Annotated in this window: 11 protein-coding genes; 8 read left to right on the top strand and 3 right to left on the bottom strand. The window is 63.6% G+C overall.

Going from position 1 to position 11601, the window contains the following annotated elements; translation table 11 throughout:
• Positions 1-265: 265 nt before the first annotated feature.
• Positions 266-2482 carry a lytic transglycosylase domain-containing protein gene (locus VK804_RS26960; protein ID WP_325375903.1) on the bottom strand — a complete coding sequence of 739 codons (2217 nt, stop codon included), beginning with the start codon at positions 2480-2482 and terminating at the stop codon, positions 266-268.
• 261 nt (positions 2483-2743) lie between these two features.
• On the opposite strand from VK804_RS26960, the gene dapA reads away from it, so the two are divergent.
• The 4 genes from dapA to VK804_RS26940 are packed head-to-tail and all read left to right on the top strand — an operon-like array spanning position 2744 to position 5260.
• Positions 2744-3634, top strand: coding sequence for a 4-hydroxy-tetrahydrodipicolinate synthase (dapA, locus tag VK804_RS26955; protein WP_325375901.1), 891 nt, complete (start codon positions 2744-2746; stop codon positions 3632-3634).
• 48 nt (positions 3635-3682) lie between these two features.
• Positions 3683-4096 carry a large conductance mechanosensitive channel protein MscL gene (mscL, locus tag VK804_RS26950; RefSeq protein ID WP_325375899.1) on the top strand — a complete coding sequence of 138 codons (414 nt, stop codon included), beginning with the start codon at positions 3683-3685 and terminating at the stop codon, positions 4094-4096.
• 57 nt (positions 4097-4153) lie between these two features.
• Positions 4154-4627 carry an SsrA-binding protein SmpB gene (gene smpB, locus VK804_RS26945; RefSeq protein WP_325375897.1) on the top strand — a complete coding sequence of 158 codons (474 nt, stop codon included), beginning with the start codon at positions 4154-4156 and terminating at the stop codon, positions 4625-4627.
• Between the two features lie 54 nt (positions 4628-4681).
• Positions 4682-5260, top strand: coding sequence for a peroxiredoxin (locus tag VK804_RS26940; RefSeq protein WP_325375896.1), 579 nt, complete (start codon positions 4682-4684; stop codon positions 5258-5260).
• A gap of 141 nt (positions 5261-5401) precedes the next feature.
• Here the strand turns inward: VK804_RS26940 and VK804_RS26935 are convergent, their stop codons facing one another.
• Both VK804_RS26935 and VK804_RS26930 read right to left on the bottom strand, forming a co-directional pair.
• Positions 5402-6097, bottom strand: coding sequence for a uracil-DNA glycosylase (locus VK804_RS26935; protein WP_325375894.1), 696 nt, complete (start codon positions 6095-6097; stop codon positions 5402-5404).
• Complete coding sequence (locus tag VK804_RS26930) at positions 6075-6707, bottom strand: NYN domain-containing protein (protein ID WP_325375893.1); 633 nt, start codon at positions 6705-6707, stop codon at positions 6075-6077. Before VK804_RS26930 ends, VK804_RS26935 begins: the two co-directional genes overlap by 23 nt.
• Positions 6708-7058: 351 nt before the next feature.
• Here VK804_RS26930 and rpoZ point away from each other — a divergent pair, with 351 nt between their 5' ends.
• The 4 genes from rpoZ (at position 7059) to acpS (ending at position 11400) form a co-directional block, all read left to right on the top strand.
• A complete protein-coding gene (gene rpoZ / locus VK804_RS26925) occupies positions 7059-7451 on the top strand; it encodes a DNA-directed RNA polymerase subunit omega (RefSeq protein ID WP_024512695.1) in 393 nt (130 codons plus the stop codon).
• 304 nt (positions 7452-7755) lie between these two features.
• Positions 7756-10068, top strand: coding sequence for a bifunctional (p)ppGpp synthetase/guanosine-3',5'-bis(diphosphate) 3'-pyrophosphohydrolase (locus VK804_RS26920; RefSeq protein WP_325375905.1), 2313 nt, complete (start codon positions 7756-7758; stop codon positions 10066-10068).
• Between the two features lie 154 nt (positions 10069-10222).
• Positions 10223-10984: a pyridoxine 5'-phosphate synthase gene (locus VK804_RS26915; RefSeq protein ID WP_325375891.1), complete on the top strand. Its 762-nt coding sequence runs from the start codon at positions 10223-10225 to the stop codon at positions 10982-10984.
• Complete coding sequence (gene acpS, locus VK804_RS26910) at positions 10981-11400, top strand: holo-ACP synthase (RefSeq protein WP_325375889.1); 420 nt, start codon at positions 10981-10983, stop codon at positions 11398-11400. Before VK804_RS26915 ends, acpS begins: the two co-directional genes overlap by 4 nt.
• The last annotated feature ends 201 nt before the right edge of the window (positions 11401-11601 follow it).

Below are 11601 nucleotides of genomic sequence, written 5' to 3'. Positions count from 1 at the left end.
CGGGTGCTCCGTACCCTGTAACCGCGCTGACCTTCCACTCGCAGGACACCGCGTCCCTCAACGTTCGCGTTCAGCGCAACTTCTGATCCCGATCGTCTGACAACCTGATAAAGAACCCCCGGCAGGAAACTGCCGGGGGTTTTTCTTTGTCTTGTGAGCGATAACGCTTGATCGCGCGTGCAAGGCCAGGGACAGCGCAAGTGATGATGTGCCCGACGGGAAGGGCGATCCGTCCAGATCCGAAAAGGACGGTGCGACCGCTCCGCTATTCGACGCTGGCGCCGCGGTGCAGGTCGGCCTCGATCTGCAACCTGGTGCCGCCGCCGAATCGGGCGCGATAGACCTGCAGATTCTCCATGATCCGCTGCACGTAGTTACGGGTCTCGGAAAATGGAATGAGCTCGACCCAGTCGACCGCGTCAACCTTGGGATCGCGCGGGTCGCCGTAGCGGTCGATCCATTTCTTGACGCTGCCGCGGCCGGCATTGTAGGCGGCAAACGTCATGATGTAGGAGCCGCGATAATCCTCGATCAGCCCGCCGAGTTCGGCGGCGCCAAGGGCGGCGTTATAGGCCGGATCGTTCTTCAGCCGGGAAAGGTCGAAACCGGCGCCGTATTTCTTGCAGACGTATTTGCCGGCATCCGGCGTCACCTGCAGCAGCCCGTAGGCCTGCGCCGGCGAGACATCGTTGGGGTTGAAGGCGCTTTCCTGGCGGGTGATGGCGTAGATGATGCTCTGCTCGACATCCGGCCCGATCGACTTGAACGGCGGAATCCCCATCACCGGATAGGCGTAGAAATCGAACGGCAGCCCGCGATTGAGCGCGGCCTTGCCGACCAACAGCATGCCGCGCGCGTCGCCGTTGCGCGAGGCCAGTTCGCCGAGGCCGACCAGCGCGTCGGGATCGCCGTTCTCTCCCATGTCGGCGAAAATCGGGATCGCGATCTCGCGCTCGTCGAGCGCGTAGAGCAATTGCACGGCGCGGACGATCTCGAGCCGCTCGACGCCGCGCGTGCTCGCCGCCGGCACGCCGTTGAGTTCGATCTGGGGCAGGCCGAGCTTGGCGCGCGCCAGCTGGCCGTAATAGCTGGTCGACTGCTCGGCCGCCCGGGTGTAGGCGGTGCGCGCCTCCTGGGCGTGGCCCGCGGCTTCCGCCGCTCGGCCCTGCCAGTAGCCGGCGCGCGCCAGCGCCGTCGGGTTGACGCTGCCGACCCCGATGCGGGCAAAATGCTGCGCGGCGGCGGCCGGGTCGTTGAGGAAGCGCAGCGCGATCCAGCCGGCGGTGAATTCCTGCTCGGTCTTGTATATGTCGCGCGAGGGCAGCGCCGCATCGCGCGCGATCAAGTAGGCGGTGCGGTGCTCGCCGACATCGAGCATCTTGCGCGAGAGCAGACGGCGTTCGATCCACCATTCGTCGACATTGTAGAGCAGCGCCGGATCTCGCGGGGCGCTCAGCATCAGCTGGGCGGCCTCGGCGAATTTCTCCTCGCGGCGGAGCAACTGGATCTTGCTGAAGATAAAGCCGGGGTCGCCATGCAACTCGCGCGGCACCGCCTCCAGCAGCGCCTTGGTATTGGCGGCCTTGCGGTAGTCCGCGATCCGCGCCTTCGCCAGCGCGACTTCGGCTGCTCCCAGCCGCTTGGCGGCACGCAGCGCGATTTCGTGCTCGCCGCCATAGAGGAAGAGATCCATCCGCGCCTTCTGATCGCCCGGCGTCAGCAGCGCGCCGAACAAATCGAGCGCGGTGCTCTCGGTATCCTCCGACATCGGATCGTTGCGCCAGGCGTCGCGCACCAGGCGCTCCGCATTGGCGCGGTCGCCGCGCGCCAGCATCGCCTTGGCCAGCGCGAACTTGCCCTTGGCCGATACCGGTGATTCGTTTTCGAACCACGCCCACACGATGCCGTCCTCGCGATGGTCGTCCCACAAGGCGGCCTCGAGGCGCCGGCGCAGAAAGGACTGCGAGGGCCAGCTCGGATTGGCCGCGAGGAAGGCACGATAGCGCTCGACGGTAGCGCCGTTGTTGTCGCTGCGCAGGATGATCCACTCGGCGAGCTTCTGCGCGACCGGATCGGATATCGCGGCCTCCGCCCGGGTCGCATCGCCGGGTTGGTGCTTGCGCACCAGTTCGATGACGTTTTCGAGCGTGTCGCTATCGGCCTGCGAGGTCGACGAGGTGGCTGCGACCGCGGCCGGGATGGCTGGCCTGCGGGCGGGCGGCGGCAAGGCCGCATGCTGGCGGGTTGCGGGGGACAGCATGGCAGCCGCGGGGCTGACAGTTGCGACCACGGAAGTCGTTTTGCCCGCCGACCTTGCGGCAGGCGTGGTCTTGGGCACGGTGTTGCGCGCGATCGGGCGCGGTTTTGGCAAGGGAACTTTTGCCAAGGCGTCGACGGCAAGAGCCGACAGGCCGACCGTCAGCGCCAGGGTCGTCGCCAGGGCGGTCGATCGCAATGCGGCTGCACGGATGAACGGGTTCACAATGTTCCTTCACGGCGAATCATTCAATCGCTGAGCCTTAAGCTCTATTTGATTGAATATGCGGACAAAATACCAAATTACGCGGCTGGGTGAGGATATCTGCGCCAGCACCGCGGCAAAATCGCGGCTGGCGTCGGGCCAAAGTTCTACCCGGGATCAAGCCATGGCGGGCCTTTCGTCTGGTCGTCAGACCCGATATGAATTGCCAGGAAGAGCCGGTGGAAGTCACGGCAGAGTTCAAAACGCGTCCGGAGGAAACCCATGGCAGCCAAGACGAATTTCAGGGGTTCATTCACCGCCTTGGTGACGCCGTTCAAGAACGGCTCGCTCGATGAAGCGGCCTTCCGGGCGCTGGTGAGCTGGCAGATCGCCGAGGGCACCAACGGCCTGGTGCCGGTCGGCACCACAGGCGAAAGCCCGACCGTGAGCCATGACGAGCATAGGCACGTCGTCGAATGGTGCATCGACGAGGCGAAGGGCCGCGTTCCCGTGATCGCCGGTGCCGGCTCCAACTCGACCCGGGAAGCCATTGAACTGGCGGAGCATGCGGAAAAGGCCGGCGCCAGCGCGGTGCTGGTGGTGACGCCCTATTACAACAAGCCGACCCAGGAAGGCATGTATCAGCACTTCAAGGCGATCAACGACGCGATCGGCATCCCGATCATCATCTACAACATTCCGCCGCGTTCGGTGATCGACATGAGCGTGGACACCATGAAGCGGCTGTTCGAATTGAAGAACATCGCCGGCGTCAAGGACGCGACCGCGAGCATGGTGCGGGTCTCGCAGCAGCGCGCGGCAATGGGCGAGGAATTCAATCAATTGTCGGGCGAGGATGCCACCGTGCTGGGTTACATGGCGCATGGCGGCCATGGCTGCATTTCGGTCACCTCGAACGTGGCGCCGCGGCTGTGTTCGGAATTCCACGTCGCTTGGCAGAAGGGCGATGTCAAGACCGCGCTCAAGCTGCACGACAAGCTGATGCCGTTGCACACCAATCTCTTCATCGAGTCAAATCCGGCGCCGGTGAAGTACGCGCTGTCGCTGCTCGGCAAGATCGACGAGAAGCTGCGGCTGCCGATGGTGCCGGTCACCGAGCCGACGCGCGCGGCGGTGCGCAGCGCCATGGTGCATGCGGGCCTGATCAACTAGGCCGCGGCTTTCGTTCTTCGCTTCGTGACCGAAGAAAGGGGCTCTGTGATGCTGAAGGAATTCCGCGAATTCGCGATGAAGGGCAACGTCGTCGACCTCGCGGTCGGCGTCATCATCGGTGCCGCCTTCGGCGCCATCGTCACCTCGCTGGTCGGCGACATCATCATGCCGATCGTCGGCTCGATCACCGGCGGGCTCGATTTCTCCAATTATTTCACCGGCCTTTCGAAGTCGGTGACGGCGACCAATCTGGTGGACGCCAAGAAACAGGGCGCGGTATTGGCCTGGGGCAACTTCCTCACCCTGACGCTGAATTTCCTGATCATCGCCTTCGTGCTGTTCATCGTCATCCGCTTCATGAACCAGTTGAAGCGCAGGGATGAAGCGGCTCCCGCGCCGCCGAAGACGAACCCCGAGGTCGAATTGCTGACCGAGATCCGCGACCTGCTCAAAAAGTCTTGACGTGCATGGGCGTGGACGGAGTGCTATTGCTCACGGTTTCGCTGGAACGATTTCATCATGGCCGACAAGAACGAGCGCCCGATCAAGGTGGTCGCCGAGAATCGCAAGGCCCGCTTCAACTATTCGATCGAGGACACCATCGAGGCCGGCATCTCGCTGACCGGCACCGAAGTCAAGTCGATCCGCAACGGCAAGACCACGATCGCGGAATCCTATGCCGATACCAAGGACGGCGAGGTCTGGCTGATCAACGCCAACATTCCAGAATATCTGCAGGCCAACCGCTTCAACCACGAGCCGAAGCGGCCGCGCAAGCTGTTGCTGCACCGAAAGCAGATCAACAAGCTGATGGGTGCGGTCGAGCGCGAGGGCATGACGCTGATTCCGCTCAAGCTTTATTTCAACGAGCGCGGCCGCGCCAAGCTTTTGCTGGCGGTCGCCAAGGGCAAGAAGCTGCACGACAAGCGCGACAGCGAGAAAAAGCGCGACTGGAGCCGGGAAAAAGGCCGCCTGCTGCGGGCGCGGGGATAATTTCGGAATTGATGGGTATCGCTTCGCTTAACCCGTCCGAAGGAAGAGGGCACGATGAATCAGAAAAACCTGCTTGAAGTCGACTGGAGCAAGATTCCGGCGCCGACTGACGACGGCGCCGCGGCGCATCTCGTCGGCATGACGATCCCACCGGTCACCCTGCGCGCTACCGACGATACGACGGTGACGCTGTCGGCGCTGCCGGGGCGCACGGTGGTGTTCGCCTATCCCCGCACCGGCGAGCCCGGCAAGATCAGCATCGTCGACGACTGGGACATGATCCCGGGCGCGCGGGGCTGCACCCCGCAGACCTGTTCGTTTCGCGACCTGTTCGCGGAGCTGAAGGGGGCGGGCGCCGCGCATGTGTTCGGCCTGTCGACGCAGGACAACGCCTACCAGACCGAGATGGCCTCGCGGCTGCATCTGCCGTTCCCGGTCCTCTCCGACGAGAAGCTCGAACTGACCCGCGCGCTCGACCTGCCGACCATGGAGGTTGCCGGGCTGACATTGATGAAACGGCTGGCGCTGATCGTCGATGACGCACGCATCAGCCACGTGTTCTATCCGGTGTTTCCACCGGACCGAAACGCCGGCGACGTTTTGGAATGGCTGAAGGACAATCCGGTCTCGTGATCCTGAGGTGCGAGCCCCTTCGGCGAGCCTCGAAGGATGCGCAGGGTCGCCAGATATGTAGGGTGGGCAAAGCGAAGCGTGCCCACCAAAAAATTCCTGGAGTGAAATGGTGGGCACGGCGCCAGCGCGCCTTTGCCCACCCTACGAATCCAAATCCGCTTTGACCTTCGCGAACACGGCGCGGAACATGTCCGGCGTCAGCACCCGCGTGTTGGTGTTGTAACGGGAGCAGTGATAGCTGTCGTAAAGTTTCAGCGAGCCGGCCTTATGCACGGCACCGTGCATAAACGGCGCCGCAGCAGCGCGAAGGCCTAGCGCCTTCAGTGTCGAGTCGTGCGCGATTCGGCCCAGTGCCACGATCGCGCGCAGCTTCGGCATCGCGCCGAGCGTCGCGGTAAGAAATTGCCGGCAGGTATTGATTTCCGCCGGTAACGGCTTGTTCTGCGGCGGCACGCAATGCACGGCGTTGCAGATCCGGCAATCGACCAGTCGCAGGCCGTCGTCGGGCCGCGCCCGATAGACGCCGTTGGCAAAGCCATATTCGATGAGCGTCGCGTATAAGAGGTCGCCGGCGAAATCGCCGGTGAAGGGACGCCCGGTGCGGTTGGCGCCCTGCATGCCCGGGGCGAGCCCAACGATCACCAGCCGCGCTTCCGGATCGCCGAAGGAGGGCACCGGCGAATTGAACCAGCCGGGTTCGCGCAAACGCGCCGTCTCGCGGAAGGCTACGAGCCTCGGACAGAGCGGGCAATTGCGGTCGGGTTCGGCGCGGAGCAGGGCGGCGGGCGGCGGCTCGCCGCTCGCGTGAGCGGACTCAGTCGTCGAATTCGTCGTCATCGCCCCTCGGCGCCATCGTGGTGGCGCGCTGCAGGAATTGCGGCGCGTGGTGGCGCGGCTCGCGCGGGGCCGGACGCTCGGACGGGTCGCGGCCGAGCTTGGATTGCAGCTCGACTAGGTCGGTGAAGACGTCGGCCTGGCGCCGCAACTCGTCGGCGATCATCGGCGGCTGGCTGGAAATGGTCGAGACCACGGTGACCCGGACGCCACGGCGCTGCACCGCTTCGACCAGCGAGCGGAAATCGCCGTCGCCGGAAAACAGCACGATCTGGTCGACATGCTCGGCGAGTTCCATGGCGTCGACCGCGAGCTCGATATCCATGTTGCCCTTGACCTTGCGGCGGCCGGAGGCGTCGATGAATTCCTTGGTCGCCTTGGTGACGACGGTGTAGCCGTTGTAATCGAGCCAGTCGATCAAGGGACGGATCGACGAATATTCCTGATCCTCGATAATCGCGGTGTAATAAAACGCGCGTATCAGAGTGCCACGGCTCTGGAATTCCTTGAGCAGGCGCTTGTAGTCGATATCGAAACCCAGCGTCTTGGCGGTCGCATAGAGGTTGGCGCCGTCGATGAAGAGCGCGATCTTGTTGGTGGTGGAAGGCGACATTCAGTTACTCGCGTGTTGTTTTGTTAACGTTCTTGGCGCAGCGGCGACGAACCGCGCATTTCCAGGATTTCTGCCTAAAGCCCGGTGAATTTTGACCCCCGTCAAACACCATCTCAAATATGGTGCGGAAAGGGCGAAAAGACCAATACTTTGACGATGCAATTAAGCGATTTCTTGTCCTGATCCGGCATCAGCCAGCGTTCTGGACGCTCCGGCCACACGGCCCCGGGCAGGGGTTACCAGAGCCAAATAGGAACGCAAATCACAAAATAGTCTTGCGAAATGGCACCGGCCCCTATAACTAGCGCGCATAATCATCAGTTTTGGCCCCTTTAACGAAAGCGACAGTCGATGGCGCGCGTCACCGTGGAAGATTGCATTGACAAGGTCGACAACCGGTTCGACCTGGTGCTGCTGGCGGCGCACCGCGCCCGCATGATCTCGTCCGGCTCCCAGCTTACGGTTGACCGCGACAACGACAAGAACCCGGTGGTATCGCTGCGGGAAATCGCCGATTCGACGATTTCGCCGGAGGATTTGCGTGAAGAACTGGTTCATTCGCTGCAGAAATTCGTCGAGGTGGACGAGCCCGAGCCCGATACCGTGCCTTTGATCGGATCGGCCGGCGCCAGCGTCGATGCCGACGATACCGAGGTCGCCGTCGAGCGCATGACCGAGGAAGAACTGCTGAAGGGCCTGGAAGGCCTGGCGCCGCCGGAAGAGCAGCCCGAAGAAGACGAGTAGTTCCTTAAATTTACAACCCGGGGGTGTTTCGACCCCGCCGATCTGCAGCAGGCCCGGACGTCGATCCGGGCCTTTGCTTTTATTGCCGTTTTCATGATTACCATGGCACGATGCGGGCGCGGACGAATTCAGTGCCGGCTTGATCCGATTTGACCGGAGCGGGAGCCGGTTTGGCGTTAGAATGCGCCGGGAATGTCCAAAATCGAGCGTTTTTGCGGTCCAGAATGGCGCTGCTGGGCGGGCGAAGGCAGAGGTAACAGGACTGGGCGGCGTCCGAGGGCCGCCCATGAAGGCAGTGATGGCGATGGCGTATTGGCGCCGCAACCCACCCCAGATGCAGGCCGCGACCGAATCGGTCGCCGTGGCGCCTTCCTCGGCTGCGCCGGCGCCCGCCGTGGCCAAGCCGCCCACCAAGTCGCCGCGTTCGCGCATGATGCGGCAATACGACCTGGTCGAGCGCGTCCGATCCTATAACCCCGATACCAACGAAGACCTTCTGAACCGTGCCTATGTCTACGCCATGAAGGCGCACGGTGCGCAGACCCGCGCCTCGGGCGACCCGTATTTCTCGCACCCGCTCGAAGTCGCCGCGATCCTTACTGACCTCAAGCTCGATGACGCCACCATAGTGGCCGCCCTGCTGCACGATACCATCGAGGATACGGAAGCGACCCGCGGCGAGATCGACACCGTCTTCGGCCCCGAGATCGGCGCGCTGGTGGAGGGGCTCACCAAGCTGAAGCGGCTGGAGCTGGTGTCGCGCGAGGCCAAGCAGGCCGAGAACCTGCGCAAGCTGTTGCTGGCGATTTCCGACGACGTCCGTGTGCTCCTGATCAAGCTCGCCGACCGGCTGCACAACATGCGCACGCTGGAATTCGTGCCGCCGGCCTCGCGCCACCGCATCGCCGAGGAGACGCTCGATATCTATGCGCCGCTCGCCGGACGCATGGGCATGCAGGAGATGCGCGAGGAACTGGAGGATCTTTCGTTCCGTTCGCTAGATCCGGAAGCCTATGCGGTGGTGATGCAGCGGCTGGATTCGCTCGCCGAGCGCAACCGCAACCTGATCGGCGAAATCGAGAGCCAGCTTTCGAAGAACCTGCAGAAGAATGGCGTCGCGGCGCGTGTCTACGGCCGGCGCAAGCAGCCGTTTTCGATCTGGACCAAGATGGAGCGCAAGTCGGTCGGCTTCGAGCAATTGTCCGACATCTTCGGCTTCCGCGTGGTGCTGAAGGATATCGAATCCTGCTACCGCGCGCTCGGCGTCGTGCACACCACCTGGCCGGTGGTGCCGGGCCGGTTCAAGGACTACATCTCGACGCCGAAGCAGAACGACTATCGCTCGATTCACACCACCGTGATCGGCCCCGGCAACCAGCGCGTCGAACTGCAGATCCGCACCGAGGAGATGAACCAGATCGCCGAATTCGGTATCGCCGCGCACGCCTTCTACAAGGACGGCGTGGGTTCGCCGACCGAGCTTCTGAAGCGTGAATCCAACGCCTTCGCATGGCTGCGCCACACCATCGCGGTGCTGTCCGACGGCGCCAATCCGGAAGAGTTTTTGGAGCATACCAAGCTCGAACTGTTCCACGACCAGGTGTTCTGTTTCACCCCGAAGGGCAAGCTGATCGCGCTGCCGCGGCAGGCCAATGTGATCGACTTCGCCTATGCCGTGCATACCGATGTCGGCAACTCCGCGGTCGGCTGCAAGATCAACGGCAAGTTCGCACCATTGTCGTCGGAACTGCAGAATGGCGACGAGGTCGAGGTGTTGACCTCGGAGGCGCAGTCGGCACCACCCTCGGCGTGGGAATCGCTGGCGGTGACCGGCAAGGCGAGGGCGGCGATCCGGCGCGCCACCCGCACCGCGGTGCGCGATCAATATGCCGGCCTCGGCCGCCGCATCGTCGAGCGGTTGTTCGTACGCGCCAAGATCGAATACGCCGACGACAAGCTCAAGGGCGCCTTGCCGCGGTTGGCGCGGGCCTCGATCGACGACGTCATGGCGGCCGTCGGGCGCGGCGAAATGAAGGCTTCCGACGTCGCGCGCGCAATGTATCCCGACTACAAGGAAGAGCGGGTGGCGCGCTACGGCGCGCCCAAGAAGAGCCTTGCGGTCAAGCTGAAGCTGAAGTCGCCGCCCGATCCCTCGCGCAGCCCGAACGCCATTCCGGTGCGCGGCATCAATTCCGATCTGCCGGTCAAATTCGCGCCGAACGGCGGTGCGGTGCCGGGCGACCGCATCGTCGGCATCGTGACGCCGGGCGAGGGCATCACCATCTATCCGATCCAGTCGCCGGCGCTGAAGGATTTCGAGGAGGAGCCGGAGCGCTGGCTCGATGTGCGCTGGGACGTCGACGAATCGACGCCGCAGCGTTTTCCGGCGCGGATCCTGGTCGACAATGTCAACGAGCCCGGCAGCCTCGCCCAGGTCGCCACCGTGATCGCCGAGCATGACGGCAATATCGACAATATCAGCATGTCCAGGCGCTCGCCCGATTTCACCGAACTGACCATCGACCTCGAGGTCTATGATCTCAAGCATCTCAGCGCCATCATCGCCCAGTTGCGCGCCAAGGCCGTCGTCGCCCGCGTCGAGCGCGTCAATGGCTGAAGCCGTCATTGCCGGGCAAAAGGCGCGAAGCGCCGTCTTCAGCTCTCTTGACCCGGCAATCCATCTTGACGAAGAAGATGGATACGCGGGTCAAGCCCGCGTATGACAACCTGAGCATCCGGACCTCCGTTCGAAGCCTTTCGCGAGTTTCCAAATGCCCACCGCTCCGCTGCGCCTTGGAGTCAATGTCGACCACGTCGCAACCCTTCGCAATGCGCGGGGCGGTGCGCGGCCCGATCCGGTGCGCGCGGCGTTGGCCGCGATCGCGGCCGGCGCCGACGGCATCACCGCGCATCTGCGCGAGGACCGACGCCATATCCGCGACAAGGACATGGCGCGGCTGAAGGCGGAAATCTCAAAACCTTTGAATTTCGAGATGGCGGCCACGCAAGACATGCTGGGAATCGCGCTGGCGACAAAACCTCATGCGGTGTGCCTGGTGCCCGAGCGTCGCGAGGAGCTGACCACCGAGGGCGGCCTCGACGTGGTCGGCCAGCACAACGCGCTGGCGCCGTTGATCGCGAGGCTGAACGACGCCGGCATCCGGGCGTCGCTGTTCATTGCCGCCGACCCCGCCCAGATCGAAATGGCCGCAAGACTGCGGGCACCGGTGATCGAAATCCATACCGGTGCCTGGTGCGATGCCGTGGTCGACGGCCATGCGGCGAAGGCCGAATCGGAGTGGCGGCGGATCGTAGCGGGGGCCAGGCTGGCACGCGCGGCGGGCCTCGAAGTCCATGCCGGCCACGGCCTCGATTATGACACGGCCGAGCAGATCGCCGGCCTGCCCGAGATCGTCGAATTGAACATCGGCTATTACATGATCGGGGAGGCGCTGTTCGCAGGTATCGCCGAGACCGTTCGCAGCATGCGCGCGGCGATGGATCGCGGCCGCCAGAGCATGAGCAACGCATGATCATCGGCATCGGCTCCGACCTGATCGACATCCGCCGCGTCGCCAAGGTGATCGAGCGTCACGGCGAGCGCTTTCTCGACCGCATTTTCACCGAAGCCGAGCGGGCGCGGGCCGGCCGGCGCGCCAAGAACGAGAACATGGTGGTGGCAACCTATGCCAAGCGATTCGCCGCCAAGGAGGCCTGCTCCAAGGCGCTCGGCACCGGAATCAGGCGCGGCGTCTGGTGGCGCGACATGGGGGTGGTGAACCTGCCGGGTGGACGGCCGACCATGGAGCTGACCGGCGGGGCCCTGGCCCGGCTCGAGGCGCTGACGCCGGAAGGGTATGAGGCACGGATCGATCTCTCGATCACCGACGATTGGCCGCTGGCGCAGGCCTTCGTCATAATTTCGGCGGTCCATCCGGGCAAAACCTGATGCGCCAAAAGCGAGTCAGCCGCCGGTCCGTCGCAAAACTAAAAATCCTCGATAGACCAATGGATTAGCATGTTTTGATGAAGCCGTTGATTGCGCGGCTGCGAACAACGGTCTAAAACGCGCGCGGAACCTTCAGCCAGAGCGAATTCGGGTTTGCGCCGGAATTGGCTCTCAACATCAGAAACAGGATCATTTTCTTGA

The sequence above is a fragment of the Bradyrhizobium sp. genome, from assembly GCF_035484855.1.
Lineage (GTDB): Bacteria > Pseudomonadota > Alphaproteobacteria > Rhizobiales > Xanthobacteraceae > Bradyrhizobium.
Note: the sequence above shows the minus strand (reverse complement) of the source record. Positions and strands in the feature narration are given on the sequence as shown.